A 24,309-nucleotide genomic window follows, 5' to 3' on the forward strand; every position below is an offset into this window, starting at 1 on the left:
TTTTGTTACGCCGCGTCGCCGTGCGTCAACGGTGCCAGCGCGGCAGGCAATTCGCTTAACGCCTGCACCAGCGAGTCTTTACTGATTTCGCTAATGGATTTCGCACCGGTCAGCGTCATGGCCACCTTCATCTCTTTCTCAATCAGATCCAGCAAGTTCGCCACGCCCTGGCGACCGTGGGTTGCCAGCGCATACAGATAGGCACGACCCAGCAGAACAGAATCCGCGCCAAGCGCAATCATGCGCACCACATCAAGGCCATTGCGGATCCCGCTGTCCGCCAGAATCGTAATATCGCCTTTCACCGCGTCGGCAATCGCGGGCAGCGCACGCGCTGAAGAGAGTACGCCGTCAAGCTGGCGCCCGCCGTGGTTGGAAACCACAATGCCGTCCGCGCCGAAGCGCACCGCGTCGCGGGCATCTTCCGGATCGAGGATCCCTTTGATCACCATCGGCCCATCCCAAAACTCGCGGATCCACTCCAGGTCTTTCCAGGAGATCGACGGATCGAAGTTGTTTGCCAGCCAGCCAATGTAATCTTCCAGCCCGGTCGGCTTGCCGAGATAGGTCGAGATATTGCCCAAATCATGTGGGCGCCCGTTGACGCCGACATCCCACGCCCACTGCGGATGCGTCACCGACTGCCAGTAACGGCGCAGCGCCGCATTCGGGCCGCTCATGCCGGAATGCGCATCGCGATAACGCGCGCCGGGCGTCGGCATATCCACGGTAAACACTAGCGTTGAGCACCCCGCCGCTTTCGCGCGCTCCAGCGCGTTACGCATAAAACCGCGATCGCGCAGTACATACAGCTGGAACCACATTGGGCGCTTGATCGTCGGGGCGACTTCTTCAATCGGGCAAACGGACACCGTCGACAGCGTAAACGGAATGCCTTTCGCATCCGCTGCACCGGCGGCCTGAACTTCGCCGCGTCGGGCATACATGCCGCACAACCCTACCGGCGCGAGCGCAACGGGCATCGACAATTTTTCATTGAACAGCGTGGTGTCGAGGCTCAGGTCGGACATATTTTTCAGCACCCGCTGGCGCAGTGCCACCAGCGACAAATCCTCGACGTTGCGGCGTAAGGTGTATTCGGCATACGCGCCGCCGTCCATATAGTGAAACAAAAACGGTGGCAGAATGCGTTTTGCCGCTGCGCGGTAGTCGCTGGCTGCGGAAATAATCATGCTTTCTTCTCCCTGCTATAAGTGTGCTGCTCGTCGGGCAGGCGGGTAATGCGCGCCTGGCGAGCCCTTTCTTCGTCGAACTGGCGAATCGTGGTGTGAACGAAAGCGAGGTGCGCCATCATGGCCTGACGGGCTCCCTCGGCATCGCCCTCAAGAATGGCATTCATCACCGCGCGATGTTGCTCGGTAAGCTGGGCAAAAACGGGCGGCACAAGGTACATGCGCTGACGGCTCTGTTTGACGGACGATTGCAGCAGGTCGAAAAAACCGCGCATCGTTTGCAGCAGCACCACGTTATGTGAGGCTTCGGCAATCGCCAGGTGAAAACGCACATCCGCTTGCGACGCCAGATCCGGGTCGTCAGACTGCGAAGCGTCAAAACACAGCGCAATCTTCTCTTTATCGGCTTGCGTCGCGCGCATCGCCGCATGCCAGGCGGTGCTGGCTTCAATGGCGTGACGCGCCTCCAGAATGTCGAAGCTGTAATCCGGGTCGTCATTCAGCAGCGTTTTCAGCGGCTGGACGATGTTTTGCTCTGACCAGTCTTCATGCTGCCAGCGCACAAAGGTGCCGCCGCCGCGCCGGCTCAGCAGCACGCCTTCACTGACCAGTTTCGCCAGCGCCTCGCGTAATGAATTGCGCGATATGCCGAGCTGTACGGCAAGCTGACGCTCGGCGGGCAACTTCATGCCCGCTTCCAGTTGTTGCTCTGCAATCAGCGCCCGCACACGATCGGCGACATCGTCTGTCAGGCGTCTGGGTAACACTTTCATGGAATCATCCAGGTAAGAACATATGCCTGAAGTGTAGTAATTACCCCCACCATGCAGGTGAAAATCAGGCTGTGTTTAACGGTAAAACGGAACAGGTCTGACTCTTTACCGACCAGCCCCACCGCCGCACAGGCAATGGCGATCGACTGCGGCGAAATCATCTTGCCGGTCACGCCGCCGGTGGTATTGGCTGCCACCATCAACACGTCCGAAACGCCAATCTGTTGCGCGGCCGTGGCTTGCAATGCGGCGAACAGCGCATTTGACGAGGTATCCGAACCGGTAAGAAACACGCCCAGCCAGCCGAGGAAGGGCGAAAAGAAAGTAAAGGCGCTGCCGGTATGCGCCAGCGCTAATGCCAGCGTCGACGACAACCCTGAATAGTTCGAGATAAAGGCAAACGCCAGCACCATACCGATGGAGTAAATCGGCAGCGCCAGCTCTTTCAGCGTGCTGGCAAAGGTACTGATGGCCTCTCTCGGTTTCATGCGTAGCCAAATAATCGACAAAATGGCCGCGAACAGAATGGCGGTGCCAGTCGCTGAGAACCAGTCGAATTTGTACACCGCCGCGTAAGGCGTGGCGGCGCTGACCACCGGCGGCATGCGCGCTACCAGTTTGTCGAGGTGCGGCACAGAAATGTTAAACACCCAGTCGTACAGCGCGCCGTCCGGCGCGAACAGCGCTTTAAACGGCGGCACGCTCCACAGCGTGACGGTGGCGGTGAGGAACAGAAACGGCGACCAGGCGCGCAGGATCTGCCCGGCGTTGTATTTGGTGCGCTGTAAATCCAAATCAACCTGCGAAGCGCCCATATCGCCAAAGCGGAAAATACGCACCGGCTTCCAGCGTTTGAGGAACAGCGTCAGGCACACCAGCGAAACCAGCGACGAGATGATGTCCGGCAACTCCGGGCCGATAAAGTTAGAACTCAGATATTGTGCAATCGCGAACGAACCGCCCGCAACGAGCACCGCAGGCCACGTCTCTTTCACCCCGCGCCAGCCGTCCATAATCGCCATGATCCAGAACAGCACGATGATGGTCAGGAAGGGCAACTGGCGTCCCACCATTTGGCCGATTTCAAAGCTGTCCAGCCCGGTGACTTGCCCGGCGACCAGAATTGGAATCCCCATCGCGCCAAAGGCCACCGGCGCGGTGTTAACGATCAAACACAGGCCAGCGGCATACAGCGGGTTAAAACCCAGCCCAACCAGCAGCGCGGCGGTGATGGCAACCGGTGCGCCAAACCCAGCTGCCCCTTCCAGAAATGCGCCGAAAGAGAAGCCGACAATCAGCATTTGCAGGCGCTGGTCTGGCGTGATGGAGAGGATTGAAGAACGAATGACGTCGAACTGGCCGGTTTTGACCGAAATCTTATACACGAAGACGGCGGCGATGATTATCCAGGCGATCGGCCACAAGCCATAGAAAAAGCCATACACCACCGATGCCAGCGCGTTGTCCAGCGGCATATCGTAAAACAGCAGCGCAACGCCCAGGGCGATTGCGACCGTCCAACTGGCGGCGACATAGCCTTTCAGTTTGAGTTTGATGAGCGCGAAAAAGAAAAACAGGATCGGCAGCGAGGCAATCAAGCTGGAAAGCCAGAGGTTGCCAGCCGGGTCGTAATTCTGTTGCCAGAGGTTCATGCAGGTCTCCTGAGAACCACCGCAAAACCCGTGAGCGGTAAGTCTGTGCTTCGCTCTGCATCACAAGTTTTGTAAAAGTGGTCCTGCCAGTGCGGATGTGTAGGGGTTGTGATAACGAATGGTTATCTAAATGTTGCGCTCTGGCAATAAACGTGTGACTGGATTTAGTGAATCTGTGAACCACGGAGAAAATTCAGGGGTAATTGGTAGGGCCAATTAAAGCAGCCCTGCACCTGGGAAAGGCAAGGGCTGCGGGAGAGGGATCAGAACTCGCTTTTGGCAAAGCCGGTCATGGCATCAAGTTCCATTTCGCGGCCCAGCGCGGTCATCGGGTGCACCACCACCAGGCCACGCACGCTTTTTTTCAGCTTGCCGAGGTCAGCCTGCTCTTTCTTGGTGATCGCACGGCGATACGGCATTTGCATCAGTTTCTGCGCTTCTTTACTCAGCTTCTGACCATATTGTTCACGCAGACGGGTGATTTCCGCTTCCAGCGTGGTTTTCTCTTTTTCCAGCTCGGCGTATTTATCCGCAGCCTCAACTAAAGAGAGGTCCGCCTGCTGGTGGCGGATGGCGTCGAGACGGTCGCTCAGACGTTTGATTTCGTTTTTTTCGACTTCTTTCATGGTGCTCAGTTTCATTGGGGAATTAAGCAGCAAGGATACAACATTTATGACGACGTTATGGCGAAGGTTACTTCTGGAATGCTTTTTTTAAGCTGATTCGGGAAATCAGCTCGGTCAATGACAGCACCATCGTGGAGCGAACCACCTGCTGGTAACGCTGTTTTTGCATGGCGAAAAGGTCGGCGTCGCTGGTATCGAAGGTTGGCATTGGCGGCAGGGCGGCGACACAGTGCAGCTCGCCAAAAGGCCCGAGGATCTCATCATCGGTAAAGGCGTATTCCGTGCCGTCGTGATTCAACTCTTCACGCAGCGCCATCAATAGCTCCGCGTCTTCGTACTCCGGGCGGGAAATTACCCCAAGCCCGTAAATCAGCTTTAAACGCACGGACAAGTTGCCCAGCGGCCCATCTCCGTCAAGCAGTGGCTCTACAGCATATTTCACCGCGTAATCGTCTTTGCGAAACACCTGTAGCACCAGAATGTTGATAGCTTCATTGAGCAAATCAACGGCGGCTATCAAAAAACTTCGCACGGTTTTGCCCGCATTCAGACGCTCGAGTACACGGTTTTCGAAAGCCTGCGTTTGTTCCATTATTGCCTGCATATCTGACAATTTCGTTAGCTGGCGCGGGGGTTCCCGCGCCAACGTCGGCATCATGCCTGGGTGTTATAAGCGGTAACGGCTTCGTTTACGACCGGGCTGTTTGCCTCCAGGCCGGAAACCTGAGCCAGCGCCGCTTGCGGGCCTTTCTCTTCGATAAGCTGCGCCAGTTCCTGGGCCTGCGGGTCCTGCTCGCTGCGATAATGCATCGCGGCGGCAATGCCTTTTACCAGGTTGGCGTGCGGCAGGTTGTATTCCAGCGTGCCAAGCAACGGTTTGATCAGACGATCGCCCGCGCTCAATTTACGCAACGGTTGGCGGCCGACGCGCTCAACATCGTCTTTCAGGTACGGGTTTTCAAAACGGCCGAGGATTTTTTGAATGTACGCCGCATGCTTGTCAGCATCAAAACCATAACGCTTGATCAGCACAGCGCCGCTCTCTTCCATCGCGCCTTTCACCACCGCACGGATATTGGCGTCGAGGATGGCGTCGCGAATGGTTTGATGGCCGGTCTGCTTGCCCAAGTAGGCGGTGATTGCGTGACCGGTATTCAGCGTGAACAGCTTACGTTCAACGAATGCCATCAGGTTGTCGGTCAGTTCCATACCAGGAATGTTCGGCAGCGCGCCTTTGAACTGGGTCTTATCAACAATCCACTCGCTAAAGGTTTCCACCGTCACTTCCAGCGGATCGTGGGTGGCAGATTCAGACGGTGGAACAATACGGTCAACGGCAGAGTCGACGAAGCCAACATGCTCTTCAACCCAGGCTTTGTCAGCATCCGCCAGCGCGGCGATCACATGGCCTTTCAGTTGGGTGGTGCCGCGCACCATATTTTCACAGGCGATAATGTTCAGCGGCGTGTTAACGCCCTGCGCTTTACGTTTTGCCAGACCTTTCGCGATAGCCGGGGCGATGCGCTCCAGCACGACCGGGCCGACTGCCGTCGTCACCAAATCAACCTGCGCAATCAGGTCGACCACCTCGTCGCCGATGCTGCTGACAGCATTGACACCGGAGACGGTATCGACCTGCTCTTTTTCACCAACAACATGAACCTGATAGCTATGACGGGCATTCAGGGCGTCGAGAACCACCTGATTCACATCGGCGAAAGTCAGCTTAATCCCCGCGTCGGCCAACAGCTTGCCGATAAAGCCACGTCCGATATTACCTGCGCCAAAATGTAATGCTTTCATAGTATTAACCTTCATCAATGTTTTTACCCGAGAGGGCTGGGGTGAGGAACCGCCTACAGTTTCCCTCACCCGAGCCCTCTCCCCCGAAGAGGAGAGAGCTTAAGTCTTACTTGTTCAGCAGTTCCAGCACTTCTTCAACGCTGGTGGTCTGCGTCAGACGCTGAATTACTGTCTCATCATCCAGGGCGTTGGTCAGGCTGGTAATCACCTGAATGTGCTCATTGTTGCGCGCGGCGATGCCGATCACCAGACGGGCGATGTCATCTTCCCCTTCGCCGAAGCGTACACCTTGTGGGTACTGGCAGAACACGACGCCGGTTTTCAGCACGCGATCTTTCGCTTCAACGGTGCCGTGCGGTACCGCGATAGACTCACCCAGATAGGTCGGGGTCAGTTTTTCACGTTCCAGCATGGCGTCAACATATTCCGGCTGAACGTAGCCGCCTTTCACCAGTTGCTCACCGGCAAAACGGATAGCTTCTTCTTTGTGGCTCGCGCTGCAACCCAGGAAGATGTTCTCTGCGCCCAGTTTGAACAGGTGGCTGTTAGACGTATCGATGCTGTCTTGCAGGCTGCTGTTAACTTTCGCGGTGGTGTTGTCCGTGTGGCGCTGTGCGGCAACCAGACGCTCAGTCAGGCCAGTATACAGGCCGCTGTCCAGGAAGTTGGTCAGCGAAATATGCTGGGCTTGTGGCGCCTGGCGCATCGCGCGCTCGGTCAGATCGCGGTGCGTAATCACCAGGTCAACGTCAGACGGAAGGCTGTTGATGGCGCTGTTGGTCACAGAGATGTTGGTCAAACCCGCATCCTGCACTTTTTTGCGCAGTACGCCTGCACCCATGGCGCTGGAACCCATACCGGCATCACATGCCACGATGATTTTACGCACATGGCTCAGATCGCCCGTCACGTCGCCCGTTGCCTGCGCCGCCGCGCCTTTAGATTGGGCTTTCATGTCTTTCATACGACGGGTCGCTGCTTCGATATCTTCTTCTTCTTCGTCTTTCACTTTGCTGGTTTTCAGCAGGATAGCGGCGATCACGAAGGAGACAATCAGCGCTGCGAAGATCGCCGCGAGGTTAGCGAAGTAGGTACCTTTTGGCGTCATTGCCAGCACCGCCAGGATAGAACCCGGAGAAGCCGGAGACACCAGGCCGCCGTTCAGCACGCTCAGGGTGAACACGCCGGTCATACCACCGAGGATAACGGCGAGCAGCAGACGCGGGTTCATCAGCACGTACGGGAAGTAAATTTCGTGGATCCCCCCCAGGAAGTGGATGATTGCCGCGCCGCCAGCAGACTGTTTAGCACTGCCGCGACCAAAGAACATGTACGCCAGCAGAACGCCCATACCCGGACCCGGGTTCGCTTCAATCAGGAAGAAGATGGACTTGCCGAGGTCATGAGACTGCTGAATACCCAGCGGCGAGAAGATACCGTGGTTGATGGCGTTGTTGAGGAACAGGATTTTCGCCGGTTCAACAAAGATAGACGCCAGCGGCAGCATGTCATGGACAACCATGAAGTTAACGCCAGCAGCCAGTACTTTAGACAGCACTTCAACCGCCGGGCCAATGCCGAGGAAAGCCAGAATGGCGAGGATCATACCGATGATGCCAGCGGAGAAGTTGTTCACCAGCATTTCGAAACCGGATTTGATCTTACCGTCTACGGACGCGTCAAATTTCTTGATGCAGTAGCCGCCCAGCGGGCCTGCGATCATTGCGCCGAGGAACATCGGCATATCCGCACCGACGATAACACCCATTGTGGTGATCGCGCCGACGACACCGCCGCGATCGCCGCCAACCAGACGACCACCGGTAAAACCGATGAGCAGCGGCAGTAGATAAGTAATCATTGGACCAACGAGTTTCGCCAGCGTCTCGTTTGGTAACCACCCTGTAGGAATAAACAATGCGGTGATGATCCCCCACGCGATAAACGCGCCGATGTTGGGCATCACCATATTGCTGAGAAAACGACCAAAGCTTTGCACTCTGATCTTGATATCGGATGACATAAAACACCCCTTCTTATGTTTGCTATCGCACAGGCCGGAAGCCCGAGGTTTGTTGTTAACGAGGCGGCAGAGGTAGCCGGACCTGGGTTATCTGTGACGCGAAATCTCGCACCGAATCACTCACCTGTCCAGATGGCGCTCATTAATGTGATGTTTATCACACTAAGGCAGGGGGTAACCTGTCACTTAGCGTGATATTGATCACAAAAGTTCGGTGTAAAAAAAGTACAAAGAACAAAATCTAAGCGTTACAGGCCTGTAAGTGTGATGTTATTCACATTTAAGGCCTGGTACTTTGTTATTTATTTGTGATCTAAGTCACAAGAAATTTTTTCGAGAAAAATCCGAATGTGATCAACAGCAAATTGTGCATTTAAGCACCAGCCAACCTGTAACCCTCTTTCACCCTTTGCAAAGGTAATAATCCTGGGTCGCGGAGTTTGCATTCTGATGAATCGACCTGGAAAAAATGCGCAGCCCTTATCGCTTCAGCGTTTATACGCGTTCGCCTCTTTTTCTCGCTTTTTCAATTTATTAAGCAGGCATAATAATTGGTTGTTAGCATATATATAATTAAGATAAGTGAATCATCTTTACAGTAAATATATTAACGCTGAGTACTTATCTGCCGTGAATAATTAAAAGGTTATTTAAAATTAAGGTCGGAAAAATAATAATTGAATCCGGTTAATACAATTGGTAATAATTAAAAACGTTCAGTAGTAATCATCTTTAAAAAGGAGCTTTAAAAATGCGTGAATTAAATAATGTTGAACTGGAAGAAGTAAACGGCGGTATCGGTCTGGGTTTTGGCCAGGAAGCGGGTGGTCTGCTGGGTGGGGGTATCGGTGCCGTTGTTGACTGGAGCAATGGTTCTAACACCGGCGCAGCTAACGTAGGTGCTCTGCTGGGTGGCGGCATCGGCGCGGTTGTTGATGCGAGCGTTGCAGGTCTGACTTCTGTTGCTGAATGGGGTGTCGGCCTGGGCGGTTATATCGCCAGCACTGTGGGTAAAGGCATCTCCGATATTGGCAACGCCATTATCGGCATGTTCAACCCGTTTAAATAATCGTATTGCAATACCCTCTGAATAATTTAAAAGCACCGCTTGTTTAAGCGGTGCTTTTATTTTTCACATCGTAATGATTCTATCGGCGAGCAGAATTGTGGATTCGCGATGAGCAATAATAACGCGGGTAATGTTCAATTGTTTTATTGCCTGATTCACAAATCCTTCGCTGATACTGTCCAGCGCGCTGGTCGCTTCATCCATAAAAAGAATTTTCGGTTTGCGGTATAGCGCGCGCGCAATAAATAAACGCTGCTTTTGCCCGCCGGAAAGCCCTTCACCCAGTTCACCGATCAGCGTTTCATAGCCCATTGGCATTTTCATAATAACATCATGGATATAGCTCGCTTTCGCGCACTCTACCATCCAGTTGTCATCCATCTGTTCCGTAAAACCGCAAATATTCTCGCGAAGGGAACCCGAAAAGAGCCGGTCGTCCTGCATCACGCTGGCAATCATCTTGTGATAATTGTTCACCCCGAGTTGCTGGATATCGGTACCGTTTGCCAGCACTACGCCCGCATCCGGCATTGATAACCCGCAGAGCACTTTCATCAATGTCGTTTTTCCCGCACCTGACACGCCCGTTATCGCCACGCTCTCGCCGGGTTGAATGCTAATGCTGAGATTGCTAAACACGGGTGCCGACTGGCTATCATAGCGGTAGCTAAGATTTCGCGTTTCCAGTGCGAGCGCCCCGGTTTCCGCTTCTATTGCCATGTCCGGCTTTTTGGCTTCCTGCTCATGCAGCGCAATATCGGCGATACGTTCGTTGTGCAGCGTCATCATCCGTAGCTGGAGCAAAAAGTTGGTCAGGGAAGAGACGCGATCGGAGAATTGCCCGCGAAATACGCCGAACGCCACAAACATCCCGATGGTCATCTCGTTACCGATCACCAGGCTGGAACCTAGCCACAAAATCACTATCTGATCGCAGGCGGTAATAAAGGTATTGATACCCCCGAAAAGCATATCCATTTTGCTAACCCGGATGCCGGTATTGATGGCGTCAATTTTCAGGTTCAACCAATGTGCGCCCCGGCGTTCGCCCATGCCCTGCATCTTGACCGTCGCGATGCCGTACAACGTTTCCATAAAGTAGGAGGTTGCGCGGGCGTTTCTGATCAGCCGCTCTTCCGAAAGTTGCCGATAATAGCGGTAGGTCAAAATGCGTATCAGCACATAAATAGAGGTAAAGCCGAGCACCACCCAGGTTAGCCAACTGCCATAAAGCACCAGCATAATCAGCACGCCAATGACCATCACGCCATCGATAATCGCGCCGACTACGCTTGTGGTGAATGTGGTGCGTAGGGAATCCAGAGAACCAAAACGGGAATGGACATCGCCCATTTTGCGCCGTTCAAAATAGCCCAACGGCAACTGCAACAAATGCCGAAACAGCCCTGATTGCCACTGCACATCGATAAGCGTTCCCATCACCAACGATGTCCAGGCGCGCAGCATGCTGATGGCCGAACGCAGCAAGATAAAGAACATCAACCCGGCGCAAATAAGTGTTAACAGGCCACGATCGCCAGCGGGAAGGGCGTGGTCCATCACCAATTGCGTGCCGATCGGCATCACCAGGTTGATGCTTTCTATCACCACAGACAGGCAGAATACCTTCATCAGCGTGCTCTTCAGACCATGCACGCTGCCAATCAGTGTTCTCAGGCTCAGCATGTTTTTTACCGTTTCCGCTTTGAATTCGCTGCCTGGCCAGGCCTCAAGTGCGACGCCGGTAAAGTTTTGCGACATTTCCGCCAGCCCGACGGTTCGGCGCCCGCGCGCCGGGTCGTGAATCACAAAGCGGTTGCCGCGCACGCTCACCAGCACCACAAAATGGTTAAAGTCCCAATGCAAAATGCACGGCGTTTTGAGCGCGCTGATCTCATGCAAATCAAGGGTTAACGCCCGCGTCGCCATGCCCAGTTGTGCGGTGATGCCCGTCAAACCGCCCAGCGTAGATCCCCGCGCGGAGAGATTGAATTGTTGGCGAAGTGAAATCAGGTCGATGTTTTTGCCATAAAAGCCGCAAACCATGGCGACACAGGCCAACCCGCACTCTGAGGATTCTGTTTGATGCACGACAGGCACGCGCTGGCGTAAGCCTAAATCCAGTTTGTTGATGATTGCGCGAAAGGTCATTTTGTTAAGCATTGATCGGCCCCGCTACGCTGTGCTTCATGTCGTAAAACGGTGAAAGCATCCATTGGTATATTTTCCTTTTTTCCAGAAACAGGGTGATCTGCGCTTTCATGCCGTTTTGCAGTGCCATGTTTTTGCCGGCATAGCCGATCGCTTGCTTATCGAGTTTTACCTGCACTTTGTAATAGGGAACGGATGTGCCCGCAGTGCTTTGCGGCGCACCGTGGTAGCTCGCCATTTCTTGATGGGAGGCTGGTGTCTTTGCTAATGCGGTAATGGTGGCGGAAAATTGTCCGAACTTCTCAGCGGGAAACGCGTCGTAGCGGACATTGACCCTATCGCCCTGGGAAATATAAGGCCGCGCGTCATTGGGTACCCAAACGACCAGATAATGCTCGACAATTTTTTCAGGAATTATCTGTGCCAGGCTGTCGCCAGGGTTGACCATCTGTCCGACCGTTACGCTTAATGAATCAATTTTTCCGGCGGATAACGCACGAACAATTACCTCGCCATTGGCATCGGTATTCACTAATTCTTTGCGCAATTCATAACGCTGTAATTCGAGTTGATTAATCCGATTATCAAACTCTGTCGCCTGTGTGCGCATTTGGCTGGTGAGCGTATCGACCTGCAAGGCATTCTGTTCATTCTGCCCGCTTAGGTTAAGAAAATTATTGTGTTGTTGATAATAAAGGGCAATTTGGTTGGTCAGTTGATCTTTATTAATTAACCCGCGCTCATGATATTGGCGATAATTATCCATATTCTCTTTCATGATTTTGATGCCATTTTCCGCGCGTTTAATAATCGCCGAGGAGCGCGCTAATGCATCGGCATAATGACTTTTCTGCTGTTCCAGCGAGGCAAGCGTGTTTTTTTTATTCTCTTGCAAAAGCGCAATCATTTCGTCCAGCCGCGTTAACTGGCTGGAAATCTCATTTCGTTGATTTTCATTAACAATCCCGTTGCGAGTACTTTTGCTGACGTCAACCAAATAAACCGGATCGCCTTTTTTGATGGCTTGCCCGCCGGAGACAAATTGCTTAACGATAAACCCCTGAACCCCGGATGAAATATTGATAGCTCTCGGCAAGGTGGTAATTTCGCCAGTGACATTCACGCGCCGAGTATATGTGCCTGTGATAACAAATAATAAGAACGCCACAATAAAAAGCGTACAGCCGGATATTGTCAGCCAGACTGGAATGCCGGGCAGTAAAATAGCGCGTCCGCGCCATCGCATTTTTCTATTTTCTAACGCTTCTCGTCGAAACATCTCAACCTTTCCTTAGTTAAAAAACGGCTCGCGATCCTGAGATAACAGGATGGCGTTTCCCTAATTTATGACTGCTCTGAAATAGATCTGTTATTTGCGAAATGAATATTTAATGGCAATGCTTAGTCATTAATAAAATACGCTTTTTACGGCGGCGTAATAATACTGAATCACTTTGTGTTTCTGAAAGGGTTTTTAATTCTTCTATAACTATTCCGAGATATATGCAGCGGCGGTGGCTGTACAAAGATGGCGCTTAACGTACACTCTTTTTAATCCCTGCGATAAAACCTAAAGGACAAGGCTATGAAACTGATTGGCAGCTACACCAGCCCTTTTGTACGCAAAATCTCCGTGATACTGCTGGAAAAAGGTATCACCTTCGAATTTATTAATGAGCAGCCCTACAACGCCGTCAATGGCGTGGGGCAATACAACCCGCTTGGCAAAGTGCCCGCGCTGGTAACCGACGAAGGCGAAGTCTGGTACGACTCGCCAATTATCGCGGAATACATTGATTTGCTGGGTATTGCGCCCGCCATGTTGCCCACCGAGCCGAAAGCGGCGCTTAAAATCCGCCAACTGGAAGCATTGGCTGACGGCATCATGGACGCCTCGTTGGTCTCCGTGCGCGAGCTGGCGCGCCCGGTTGAGCAACAATCGGAAACCGAACTGCTGCGCCAGCGCGAAAAAGTGGCGCGCGGGCTGGATGCGCTGGAAAGCTACCTGCAAGACGGCACGCTGCGCGTTGATGAACTGAACCTGGCGACCATCGCCATTGCCTGCGCCATTAGTTATCTCAACTTCCGCCGTGTCTCGCCGGGCTGGTGCGTTGATCGCCCATTGTTGGTGAAGCTGGTGGAAAATCTGTTCCAGCGCGAGAGCTTCGCGCGCACTGAACCGCCAAAGGCTTGATGACCCATATGTCCGCCTGATGAAAGTCGCTGTACAATCCCCTCACGTCAATCCCCCTGACGGGAGGGGGCAAACCCACAGACGGGCCATTTCATGACAACTCTTTATAGCCAGATCCCTTCTACCGACCGCTTGTTACGTGACGAGGCGTTCGCCACGTTATTAACCACTTTCGGTCACAGCCGCGTGACTCAAACGCTCCGCCAGTTGCAGGACGAGGCGCGCGAACAGATTCGTCACGCCCAGGCGCTGCCCGACTGGTGTCAGGACTGGGCGCAGGCCACGCTTTCGCGTCTGGAATTGAGCAACAGCAGTGCGCTGCGCCCGGTGTTCAACCTTAGCGGCACGGTGTTGCACACCAATTTAGGCCGCGCGGTGCAGTCGCAGGCGGCCATTGAGGCAGTCACGCAAGTGATGGGTTCGCCCGTCACGCTGGAATACGATCTCGACGGCGCCGGGCGCGGGCATCGCGATCGCGCGCTGGCGGCGTTGCTCTGCCAACTGACCGGCGCGGAAGACGCCTGCATCGTCAATAACAACGCGGCGGCGGTGCTGCTGATGCTGGCGGCAACGGCGGCAGGGCGTGAAGTGGTGGTTTCGCGCGGCGAGTTGGTCGAAATTGGCGGCGCGTTTCGCATCCCGGATGTGATGCGCCAGGCGGGCTGCGTGCTGCATGAAGTGGGCACCACCAATCGCACACATGCCAAAGATTACCGCCAGGCGATCAATGACAATACTGCGCTGCTGATGAAAGTTCACACCAGCAATTATCATATTGAAGGCTTCACCAAAGCGGTGGATGAAGCGGCGCTGGTGGCGCTGGCGCAAGATGCGGGCTTGCCGGTGGTGGTCGATCTTGGCAGCGGTTCGCTGGTGGATCTGAGCCAATATGGTTTGCCGCACGAGCCGATGCCACAAGCACTGATTGCCGCAGGCGTCAGCCTGGTGAGTTTCTCCGGTGATAAACTGCTCGGCGGCCCGCAGGCCGGGATTATCGTCGGGAAAAAAGCGCTGATTGCCCAGTTGCAGCAGCACCCGCTCAAACGTGCATTGCGGGCAGACAAAATGACGCTGGCGGCGCTGGAAGCCACGTTGCGTCTTTATCTGCACCCGGAAAAACTGCCGCAAAACTTGCCGACGCTGCGTTATCTGACGCGTCCGGAGCCGGAAATCCGCGAGCAGGCGCAACGTCTATGCCGCGCACTGGCAGCGCATTACCCTGAATTCGCTGTGCGCGTGGAGCCGTGCTTGTCGCAAATCGGCAGTGGTTCGCTGCCTGTGGATCGGTTGCCGGGCGCGGCGTTAACTTTTACCCCGCATGACGGCAGTGGTCGTCGGCTGGAAACGCTGGCAACGCAGTGGCGGGCGCTGCCGCAGCCGGTGATTGGCCGTATTTACGATGGCCGCCTGTGGCTGGACTGTCGCTGTCTTGATGATGAATCCCGCTTGTTGGAGATGTTGCTGAAATGATTATCGCCACTGCCGGGCATGTCGACCACGGCAAAACGACCCTGATTGAGGCCATTACTGGCGTGAATGCCGACCGTTTGCCGGAAGAGAAACGGCGCGGCATGACTATCGATCTTGGCTATGCCTACTGGCCGCAGCCGGACGGTCGCGTGCCGGGCTTTATCGATGTGCCAGGGCACGAGAAGTTCCTTTCCAATATGCTGGCGGGCGTCGGCGGTATCGATCATGCGCTGCTGGTGGTGGCCTGCGACGATGGCGTGATGGCGCAAACTCGTGAGCATCTGGCTATTTTGCAATTGACCGGCAACCCGGCGCTGACCGTGGCGTTGACCAAAGCCGATCGCGTGGATGAGGCGCGCATCGCGCAAGTGCGCGACGAGGTGGAAAACACCTTGCAGGCCTTTGGTTATCCGCAGGCGACGCTGTTTGTCACCGCCGCCACCGAGCAGCGCGGCATTGCTGAATTGCGCGAGCATCTGTTGCAGTTGCCGGAGCGCACGCACCCGGAGCATCAGCGTTTCCGGTTGGCGCTTGATCGCGCATTTACCGTTAAAGGCGCAGGGCTGGTGGTGACCGGAACGGCGCTTTCCGGCGACGTGCGCGTGGGCGACACCTTGTGGCTGACTGGCGTGAATAAGCCGATGCGTGTGCGCGGTTTGCATGCGCAGAACCAGCCCGTTGACCATGCGCACGCCGGGCAGCGAATTGCGCTGAACATTGCCGGTGACGCCGAAAAAGAGGCGCTAAATCGGGGCGACTGGCTGTTGTCACAGGAGCCGCCGGTGCCGACCGAGCGCGTGATTGTCGCCGTGCAAAGCCATACGCCGCTGACCCAGTGGCAGCCTTTACATATTCACCACGCAGCCAGCCATGTCACCGGGCGCGTGTCGCTGCTGGAAAATGATCTGGCGGAGCTGGTGCTGGATACGCCGCTGTGGCTGGCGGATAACGATCGTCTGGTGCTGCGCGATATCTCCGCGCGCACCACGCTTGCGGGCGGGCGCGTCGTCACGCTGAACTCGCCACGGCGCGGCAAACGCAAAGCCGATTATTTGCAATGGATAGCGGAGTTGGCGCAGGCCGCTGACGATGCGCAGGCGCTGTCGGTGCATTTATCGCGCGGTGCGGTCGATCTCAGTGAATTTGGCTGGGCGCGGCAGTTAAGCACCAGCGGGCTGAACGCGTTGTTGGATAACCCGCGTTTTATTCGTGCCGGGAATAACCTGCTGGATGCGCCCGTAGCGGCATGCTGGCAGCGCAAATTGCTGGAAACCCTGGCGATTTACCATCAGCAGCACCGTGATGAGCCCGGTCCAGGGCGCGAGCGTTTGCGGCGCATGGCCTTGCCGATGGAAGACGAAGCGCTGGTGTTAACGCTGATTGAACGCATGCGCGAAAGCGGCGATATCCACAGCCATCACGGCTGGCTGCATCTGCCGGATCACAAAGCGGGCTTTAGCGATGAACAGGCGCAGCTGTGGGAAAAAGTGGCTGGGTTGTTTGGCGATGAACCCTGGTGGGTGCGCGACCTGGCGCGGGAAACCGGCGTTGACGAACAGATGATGCGCAGCGTATTGCGTCAGGCGGCGCAGCAGGGGTTGATCACCGCGATCGTCAAAGACCGGTACTACCGCAACGATCGCATTGTCACCTTCGCCAGCATGATCCGCGATCTGGACGAGGCGCGCGGATCGACCAGCGCGGCGGATTTCCGCGATACGTTAAATGTCGGGCGCAAACTGGCGATTCAGATCCTCGAATACTTTGACCGCATTGGCTTTACCCGTCGGCGTGGCAACGACCATATCTTGCGCGACAAAGCGTTATTTGTTCACGAAAAGGGTTAAGGCATCTCGCCAGAAATGTTTATGCGAATGACAAATCTGGCGACTTTCCCTGCCGCGATCAAAGCGCGGCCACGGTTTTTTCTGGCACTCTCGCGTTTTTGGCATTCAGGCGGAGTAGACAATGAACCGATTTATCATCGCCGACCCGGCAAAATGCATCGGCTGCCGTACCTGTGAAGTGGCCTGTGTGGTCTCGCATGAAGACAATCAGGACTGTTCCGTCGTCACCCCCGCGACCTTCTCCGCCCGCATTCGCGTCGTGAAAACCGGCGCATTTTCTACGGCGGTCACCTGTCATCATTGTGAAGATGCGCCCTGCGCCCGGGTTTGCCCGGTCGGTGCCATCAGCCCGCAAAATGGCGCGGTCATCGTTGAACAATCCCGCTGTATTGGCTGTAAAAGTTGCATGATCGCCTGCCCATTTGGCGCCATGCAGGTCACGGTGATGAATGAGCGGGCGCAGGCGCTGAAGTGCGATTTGTGCCAGCACCGCGAAAACGGCCCGGCCTGCGTCGACGCCTGCCCGACCAAGGCGATTCAGTGTGTAAGCCCTGCGCGGCTGCGCGAAACTCGCCTGCAAAGCCTGCTAATTTAAATCGTTAAAATTCCATGTCACCGTCAGGCTGTAGCGCCAACTGCGTTTATCGCTGTCGTAGGGTTTATCGCCGGTGGGGCGCGCCGCCTCCAGCGACAACGAGTAGTGGCGGTTATCCCCGAACATGACCCCGGCGGCAACGGAGCTCAAACGCTGCTGCCGGTAACCCGGTTGGTTGAACCTGGTGCGCGCGCTGTCCGCCAGAATGTACGGCTGCACGGTCGCCAGCCACTTGCTCTCTTTGCGCATATGCAAGTAACGCAGTTCAAGCTGGCCGCCATAACCATAATCGCCGCTCGCTTCGCCGTCCTGATAACCGCGCCCGAAACGTTGTGCGCCAAAGTTGGTGCGTTCCGCTTCGGGCAAATTATTATCCGACCAGTCGCCTTCCAGCGAGGTGGATAAACGCCATGTTTCGGCGGGCAACCAGGCGGCGTCGACTGTGGCTTTCCAGCGCGTAAAATCCAAATCAATGCCGCTGCCGGGTGAGGTGTCCGCACCCGCGCCGTCGATCCCCTGGCGCAAGGTCAGGTTCCCCGCGAGGCTCGTTTTCTCGAAACCACGAAAACCGCTCACCCCGAATTCCAGCGCCGGGTAGCGGGTGTTCTGTCTCTGCTCGCCGAGATCGCGCGTTTGCCCAAAACCGCGCGCCCGCAGGCGGTAGTCATTGCGCCTGTCCGTATAATCCACGCCACCTAAAACGCTGACCTGTTTTTGCCGGGTCAGCAACAGCGGGTAACCAAAACTGATGCCGCCGTTGTATTGCGTGCTTTTTTGCCGCGCATCGACCGCAATACCGCCAGGCAAGTAGAGCAGGGGATCGTAGTCGTTTGGGTCATCGCGATAAAGGCTACCTTTCACCTGCATGCTCAGCCCTTCGTCGTTGAGAAACTGCTGATAGTTCATGCCGAGATAGCGCTGTTCGCTGCGCTTACCGAGCGGCAAAAACGCGGCGATGCCAAGTTGATCGCCATAACTTGTGAGGTTGCTTAGCGAGCCGTTAACCAGCGCCAGGTTCTGCCCTTTGCGGGTGTCCAGCGTTGAAGAGATATCCCAAATATGCGGCTGGGTGGCGATGGCTTGCATCACGGCGGCGCCGTAAATGTTTTTCGGCAATTGCGCGTTAACGTCGACTTTCGTGCCGGGCGTGCGCGTCATTAGTTGGCTGTAGCGATCAAACGTGTCCTGCGACAGCGGCTTTTCATCCATCACCTTTTTCGCCAGGCGTTTTAAGCGTTCCGCACTGTTCGCGTTGTCGCTTTTGATGTTGCTGCGTGCGATATAGCCCTCCACCAGAATGATTTTTATCGTGCCACCGTGAAAATTATTATCCGGCAGCCAGGCGTAAGAGAGCGGGTAGCCATCCTCGCGATAACGTGCGGTGATCGCATTGGCGAGGTCGATGATGGTTTTGAGCGGCACCGTTTTGTTGGCGTAGGGCGCAAAGGGAATAAGCAGCGATTTCAATGGGTAGACCGTGCCACCGATAAACTGGATATGTTTCACCAGCACTGGGGTTTCTGGCGTCAGTGTGCTGTCGGGTTTCGCAACCGTCACTTTGGGCGCAGGGGCAGGTTCGGCATTCGGTTCAGGGATATTTTTCGACGGCTTCGACGGATTGGCCGAATCGACAATCGAAGGCAGCGTATCCGCGCGGGCAATGGCCAGCAAAGCAGTGCACAGCACTACGGCGCAAAATGGGCGTTTCATCACGTCGTCCCTTTGATGTTCCCTCCACGGGAGGGCGAAAGTGTTGCTGTGAAGAGGTGCCCCCAGGCGGGGGCACAAAAGTACTGATTACTGAGCGGGTCTTAGAATGCCGCCAACCAGACCGGACAAACCGCCGGTCGGGCTGGTGGTGGTTCCACTGGTGTTGGTATTGCTTGTCACGCCCGCCGTTAACCCGGCGGTCAGGCTATTGACGGTGGTATTCACATTCGCCAGCACGCCGGTTTTGTTGGCATCAACTGACGCATCCGCTGAAATGCCGCCGTTGCTGGCTGTGCTGCCCGATGTGGTTGTCGGTTTCACTAACCCGCCAACGTCCGTGACGGTCTGGCCGACATTTTGCACCACCTGGCCGACGCCATTCAGGCCGGAATTGCTGCCGCTGATGTTAGTGCCCACACCGCTCACGCCGTTGCCCACAGTGGTCAGCAGATTATTGACCGGTGTGCCGAGTCCGGTTTTGGTGCCGACGCCTTGCGTCACGCGTTCCACGCCGCCGACGGTGTTGTTCACAAGCGTTGTTGCGCCCGTAGTGACACGCGCCACATCGGGGCTGGCGACCACATTGGTCAGCGAGTTGCCGGTGGTGGTCACCACCTGGCCGGTACTGTCAACGATCGCGCCCGCGGCGGCGGTCACCGGGCTAAGACGAGAGTTCGCAGTCGTGCTGGCGAGGTTGGTACCGACACTGGAAACGGTGTTACCGACTACCGCGAGGGTGTTGGTCGCGCCTTGTACGGTCGTGCCGACGCCGTTCGGGTTGTCAGGATCGCCGATACCGCTCGCGACCCCGTTACCGGCCGTTTCAACGGCGGCGCCAAGACCACTGACGGTGGTGGAAACGGTCGAGGTCACCGGGTTGTCGTTCGGTAACTGGCTGCCGAGGCTGGACAATGTGCCGCCGACGCTGTTGACGGTCGAACCGGTGTCGCTGATCAGCGTGCTGACGGCAGAAGTGGAGGCGGTTGAACCACCGTCTGTCCCCCCTGTGCCGTCCGTGCCATTGTTGCCACCGCTGCTGCCATTCCCGGCAGTACTTCCATCAGAACCGCTTCCGGTGGAGCCTGAAGAGTCAGTACCGGTGGTTGGGTCGTTATTGGCTGACGAATGGGATCCGCCGCCACTCCCGCTACAGGCTGATAATGAGAAAGCGAGAAGTACCGCCACCGCAATGACATTGAGGTGGCTAATTTTATTAGTAGCCATAATGAGACTCCACTGAATAAAAACGCCGGACGGCGTATTAAAAAGTGTAAGTCGCATTTTCGGACCGGCAATGTCGACCTGTTAATATTTTGCAAAAAATTGCAAAATTATGATTATTCCTAAAAATTTAACAGGTGTTCGTATAATATATTTTTATTTTCAATAAGATATGCATTACTGCCAAGCGTGCGTTGTAGCTAACTTCTTTTAATTAAAGCTATTTTCTTTACGATTTGAATAACGCGACGCGTCACGCCATTAATATTTGTTAAACGCATTAATTTTATTCTGCAGAATATATCCATGAAAAAACATCACGCTATTTTAAATAGCCGCAATGTTCGTGTAGTTAATCATTTGACGATAAAAAAGCCATCATGACGATGGCTTGATTTTTAATTTCAGGCGCTGTGTTCTTGCCAGGCCTTCTCAATTTCTTCGGCAAGGATTTTCACTCCCGCTTCGATCAGGTCCGGTTCTGGCACGTAGTTCATCCGCATGCACTGATGCGTGTGCGGCCAGGGTTTATCAAGGCCAGGGAAGAAGTAGTTGCCCGGCACCATCAGCACGCCGCGTTTTTTCAGGCGCTGATACAGCAGCTCGGTGCTGATCGGCAGATCTTTAAACCACAGCCAGAGGAAAATGGCGCCCTCAGGTTTGTGAATCAGGCAGCGCTCCTCCGGGAGATAACGGCGCAGCGTGGCGATAGTTTCCTGCACCCGCTGGTAGTAAAACGGCTTGATCACCTCTTCGGACAGGCGCAGCAGATCATTACGGTTGATCATCTCGCACATCATGGCAGGCCCGATGCCGCCAGGTGCCAGGCTAATAATGCCGTTCATATTACGGATCGCGGAGATAACTTTGTCATTGGCGATGATAATGCCGCAGCGGCTGCCCGGCAGGCCCAGCTTCGATAAGCTCATGCAGAGAATGATATTCGGGTTCCACAACGGGCGCGCTTCGCTAAAGATAATGCCAGGGAAGGGCACGCCGTAGGCGTTATCAATAACCAACGGAATGTTGTGTTGATTGGCCAGCACATCCAGCTTCATCAACTCTTCGTCGGTGATGACGTTGCCCGTTGGGTTGGTGGGGCGCGAGACGCAAATCATGCCGGTCTCTTCGCCAATGTGCAGATGTTCGAAATCGACGTGATATTTGAACTGGCCTTCCGGTAGCAGTTCGATATTCGGGCGCGCCGAGACGAACAAATCCTCTTCTAGCCCGGAATCGGCGTAGCCAATGTACTCCGGCGCCAGCGGGAACAGCACTTTTCTGGAGCTTCCATCGGCGCGGCGGCCAGCAAACAGATTGAACAAGTAGAAAAACGCGCTCTGGCTGCCGTTTGTCAGTGCAATATTCTGCGGTTCAATATCCCAACCTAATTCTTCACGAAGCATAGCGGCCAGGGCCGTTAATAGCTCGGTTTTGCCTTGCGGGCCGTCATAATTGCACAGCGCATCAGTCGCTTTGCCGTTTTCCACCATCTCCTGGAGCAGGTTGTGGAAGTAATCGGTCATGGCCGGGATTTGTGCCGGGTTTCCGCCGCCAAGCATGATGGCGCCAGGGGTGCGTAAACCGTCGTTGAGATCCTCCATCAGGCGCGTAATGCCTGAGTGGCGGGTAAATTTGTCGCCGAAAAGTGAAAATGTCATTGCTACTGCCTGTCGGGCTGCGGGTCAAAGTGGCTAACCATAGCGCTCTCAACGGCGGGGTGCAAATCACGCTTCGGCGGAGTTTATCCCCGTTAGTTCCTGGAAATTCTGATTTTACAGAATAATGTCCTGAAATTTGCTTTATCACTCAGCGCGGCGCCAGCCCGGCCCAGACGACCATCACTTTGTCCTCGCCGTGTTCGCGAACAAAACCGTAACCCTGCGGTAAATCAAGCGTGGTTTGCTTACCTGCGCCGAGCGCGGGGTGGCGCGCGCGGAACTGGCCCAACGTTTGCCAGTGGCGCAGGCTGGCGGCGGCTTTGCCGTTCAGATCGTCCCAGTTCATGTCCGATCGCGTGCCTTGCAAAGGATCCGATCCGGTTGCGCCAAAGGGACGTGCGGATTCGTCGCCGTAAAAGATCTGCACCGCGCCGGGCGCCAGCAACAACAGTTCCGCCGCTTGCTGGCCGCCTTCGCGGAACAGGCGCGTATCGTGCGACGAAAGATAACTGAGGATGTTAAAGCGTTGCAGCTTGTCGGCCATTTGCTGCCAGACACTGTCCATATTGGCGAGGCAAGATACCGCGCTGGCAGCCTGTTCCTGATAATCGAAATTGATCATCGCGTCGAAACCATGGCCGTAGTAAGCGCTTTGCATAACGCCGTGGCCCCAGGATTCACCGGTCATCCAGAACGGCGCATCATCGATTTTTTTCTGCGGGTTGGCCTTTTTCCACGCGGCCAGCGCTTGAGTCGCCTGCGTTTTTAGCTGCTGCCAGGCGTCCAGTTCGACATGTTTGGCGGTATCCACGCGAAAACCGTCAATGCCGTAATCGCGCACCCATTGGCTCAGCCAGTGGGTCAGGTAATCGCGCGGTGTGTACCCGGCGATTTCCCGCGCGGCAGTATCGGGTTTATGGCGATAAAAAACAGGTAGCCCGGAAGGCGTGGTGGATTCGGTTTTCAGATCCGGTAAAAAGGACAGCGACAGGGTCAGATCGTCAAAACCGGGGTTGTCGTAATCGCCAATATCGGTGCGGATCCAGTTTTTGCCCCACCAGTTTTGCCACGCCGTTTTATCGCTGAAGTTGATGTAATCATTAAAGCTGTGCCAGCTCTGCCCGGCACCGGGTTTCCAGTCCGTCCAGTGCTCGCCGAGGATTTTCTGGCGTTCCTCCTCTTTCAGATACAGCGCGCCAAACTGATACGTTTGCATATCGGCAAGCGTGGCGTAGCCGGTGTGATTCATTACGACATCAAACAGCACGCGAATGCCGCGCCGGTGCGCTTCATCGACTAATGTGCGCAGGTCATTTTCGTCGCCCATATTGGCGTCAAGACGTGTCCAGTCCAGCGTGTAATAACCGTGGTACGCGTAATGCGGGAAGTCGCCTTTGGTGCCGCCGCCCACCCAACCGTGGATCTGCTCCAGCGGCGAGCTTATCCACAGCGCGTTAACGCCAAGCTGCTGCAAATAATCGAGTTTGCTGGTCAGGCCTTTCAGATCACCGCCGTGAAACGTGCCGATCTCCTGCATACCGTCTTTGTGCCGCCCGTAGTTGTTGTCATTCGACGGATCGCCGTTTACAAAACGGTCGGTAAGCACGAAATAGACCGTGGCGTTATGCCATTGAAACGGTGCCGCACTTTGCGTTTGCGCGTTTTCCAGCAGTAAAAGCCCGTCACTTTCTGGCGCGGGTTGCAGGGTGATTTTCCCGTCGCGCACGGTTGCGGTTTGCTGGCTGTAAAAATCGCGCACCACGCTGCCTTCCGGGAAGGTGTCACCCACCGACACGGTCAGCGGTTTATCACTGCGAACCGGGCACTGGCGCGCAACAGCGGCGGGAGTCTCCGTTGTTGACGTTTTGACACTCAGCAGCAACGTCGGTGTACCGGAGCGGGTATCGACCTGCACCTGGTATTCGCCATCGCGGAAAATCCGCCATTGTGGCGCGCTGTCATTGCAAGGCATCAGCGAGAGCATCTGGTTCAGTTTGATGCCGTTGGCAGGCTGCCAACACTGCTGGCCTTGTTGCAGGGTGATGGGCTGCGATCCTCTTTTCAGTGCCGCCTGGCTGCGCCAAACGCCGGTGCCGTCATCGCTCAACGGGGGAAAACCGGTAGCGGACCAGTCGGCGCAAGCAAGGCCTGGCAGCAGCAACAGCAGAAAAGCGGCGTGTTTCATCGGATGTCCCCGTGACGGCGATTTTCCCCAGTTTGCCAGCCTGTTGCGGTGGTTAACTCATCCTCTTTGCGTTCTCGCCAGGGAGGAGAACTCAGGGTGAGCGATAACGCACTTACTGTTGCTGTGGATTTGCGAT

Annotated in this window: 18 protein-coding genes; 5 read left to right on the forward strand and 13 right to left on the reverse strand. The window is 55.3% G+C overall.

The window, feature by feature from the left end; all coding sequences use genetic code 11:
* Positions 1-5 precede the first annotated feature (5 nt).
* The 7 genes from lldD to AAEY27_RS00805 all read right to left on the reverse strand — a co-directional run bounded on the left by lldD (position 6) and on the right by AAEY27_RS00805 (position 8,070).
* Entirely contained in the window at positions 6-1,193 is a 1,188-nt protein-coding gene (gene lldD / locus AAEY27_RS00775) for an FMN-dependent L-lactate dehydrogenase LldD (protein WP_342323069.1), read from the reverse strand.
* Positions 1,190-1,966: a transcriptional regulator LldR gene (gene lldR, locus AAEY27_RS00780; protein ID WP_342323070.1), complete on the reverse strand. Its 777-nt coding sequence runs from the start codon at positions 1,964-1,966 to the stop codon at positions 1,190-1,192. The genes lldD and lldR overlap by 4 nt, the downstream gene beginning before the upstream one ends.
* Positions 1,963-3,618 carry an L-lactate permease gene (lldP, locus tag AAEY27_RS00785; protein ID WP_342323071.1) on the reverse strand — a complete coding sequence of 552 codons (1,656 nt, stop codon included), beginning with the start codon at positions 3,616-3,618 and terminating at the stop codon, positions 1,963-1,965. The genes lldR and lldP overlap by 4 nt, the downstream gene beginning before the upstream one ends.
* Positions 3,619-3,881: 263 nt before the next feature.
* Complete coding sequence (locus AAEY27_RS00790) at positions 3,882-4,244, reverse strand: YibL family ribosome-associated protein (protein ID WP_342323072.1); 363 nt, start codon at positions 4,242-4,244, stop codon at positions 3,882-3,884.
* A gap of 67 nt (positions 4,245-4,311) precedes the next feature.
* Entirely contained in the window at positions 4,312-4,899 is a 588-nt protein-coding gene (gene mtlR, locus AAEY27_RS00795) for a mannitol operon repressor MtlR (protein ID WP_342325690.1), read from the reverse strand.
* Entirely contained in the window at positions 4,899-6,062 is a 1,164-nt protein-coding gene (mtlD, locus tag AAEY27_RS00800; RefSeq protein WP_342323073.1) for a mannitol-1-phosphate 5-dehydrogenase, read from the reverse strand. The genes mtlR and mtlD overlap by 1 nt, the downstream gene beginning before the upstream one ends.
* Before the next feature lie 91 nt (positions 6,063-6,153).
* Positions 6,154-8,070, reverse strand: a complete 1,917-nt coding sequence (locus tag AAEY27_RS00805) for a PTS mannitol transporter subunit IICBA (RefSeq protein ID WP_342323074.1) — start codon at positions 8,068-8,070, stop codon at positions 6,154-6,156.
* A gap of 751 nt (positions 8,071-8,821) precedes the next feature.
* Between AAEY27_RS00805 and AAEY27_RS00810 the strand changes: the two genes are divergently transcribed.
* Positions 8,822-9,139 (forward strand): hypothetical protein, encoded by a 318-nt coding sequence (locus AAEY27_RS00810; RefSeq protein WP_342323075.1) that lies wholly within the window; start codon positions 8,822-8,824, stop codon positions 9,137-9,139.
* A gap of 63 nt (positions 9,140-9,202) precedes the next feature.
* Here the strand turns inward: AAEY27_RS00810 and AAEY27_RS00815 are convergent, their stop codons facing one another.
* Together AAEY27_RS00815 and AAEY27_RS00820 are read right to left on the reverse strand one after the other, a co-directional pair.
* Positions 9,203-11,302 carry a peptidase domain-containing ABC transporter gene (locus AAEY27_RS00815; protein ID WP_342323076.1) on the reverse strand — a complete coding sequence of 700 codons (2,100 nt, stop codon included), beginning with the start codon at positions 11,300-11,302 and terminating at the stop codon, positions 9,203-9,205.
* Entirely contained in the window at positions 11,295-12,569 is a 1,275-nt protein-coding gene (locus AAEY27_RS00820; protein WP_342323077.1) for an HlyD family secretion protein, read from the reverse strand. The genes AAEY27_RS00815 and AAEY27_RS00820 overlap by 8 nt, the downstream gene beginning before the upstream one ends.
* 306 nt (positions 12,570-12,875) lie before the next feature.
* Here AAEY27_RS00820 and AAEY27_RS00825 point away from each other — a divergent pair, with 306 nt between their 5' ends.
* From AAEY27_RS00825 to AAEY27_RS00840, 4 genes are all read left to right on the forward strand, one after another.
* Positions 12,876-13,484 (forward strand): glutathione S-transferase, encoded by a 609-nt coding sequence (locus AAEY27_RS00825; protein WP_342323078.1) that lies wholly within the window; start codon positions 12,876-12,878, stop codon positions 13,482-13,484.
* Positions 13,485-13,577: 93 nt separating this feature from the next.
* Positions 13,578-14,954, forward strand: coding sequence for an L-seryl-tRNA(Sec) selenium transferase (gene selA / locus AAEY27_RS00830; RefSeq protein WP_342323079.1), 1,377 nt, complete (start codon positions 13,578-13,580; stop codon positions 14,952-14,954).
* Positions 14,951-16,801, forward strand: coding sequence for a selenocysteine-specific translation elongation factor (gene selB, locus AAEY27_RS00835; protein WP_342323080.1), 1,851 nt, complete (start codon positions 14,951-14,953; stop codon positions 16,799-16,801). The genes selA and selB overlap by 4 nt, the downstream gene beginning before the upstream one ends.
* Positions 16,802-16,922: 121 nt before the next feature.
* Entirely contained in the window at positions 16,923-17,396 is a 474-nt protein-coding gene (locus AAEY27_RS00840) for a 4Fe-4S dicluster domain-containing protein (protein WP_342323081.1), read from the forward strand.
* On the opposite strand, the gene AAEY27_RS00845 is transcribed toward AAEY27_RS00840, so the two are convergent.
* The 4 genes from AAEY27_RS00845 to AAEY27_RS00860 all read right to left on the reverse strand — a co-directional run bounded on the left by AAEY27_RS00845 (position 17,388) and on the right by AAEY27_RS00860 (position 24,173).
* A complete protein-coding gene (locus tag AAEY27_RS00845) occupies positions 17,388-19,106 on the reverse strand; it encodes a ShlB/FhaC/HecB family hemolysin secretion/activation protein (protein WP_342323082.1) in 1,719 nt (572 codons plus the stop codon). The two genes, AAEY27_RS00840 and AAEY27_RS00845, sit on opposite strands and share 9 nt — an antisense overlap.
* Before the next feature lie 87 nt (positions 19,107-19,193).
* A complete protein-coding gene (locus AAEY27_RS00850) occupies positions 19,194-20,330 on the reverse strand; it encodes a collagen-like triple helix repeat-containing protein (RefSeq protein WP_342323083.1) in 1,137 nt (378 codons plus the stop codon).
* A gap of 401 nt (positions 20,331-20,731) precedes the next feature.
* Positions 20,732-21,988, reverse strand: coding sequence for a valine--pyruvate transaminase (gene avtA / locus AAEY27_RS00855; protein WP_342323084.1), 1,257 nt, complete (start codon positions 21,986-21,988; stop codon positions 20,732-20,734).
* A 148-nt stretch (positions 21,989-22,136) separates the two neighbouring features.
* Entirely contained in the window at positions 22,137-24,173 is a 2,037-nt protein-coding gene (locus AAEY27_RS00860) for an alpha-amylase (protein ID WP_342323085.1), read from the reverse strand.
* Between the last annotated feature and the right edge of the window lie 136 nt (positions 24,174-24,309).

This window comes from Kosakonia sp. BYX6 (genome assembly GCF_038449125.1).
In the GTDB taxonomy this organism is placed as follows: Bacteria; Pseudomonadota; Gammaproteobacteria; order Enterobacterales; family Enterobacteriaceae; genus Kosakonia; species Kosakonia calanthes.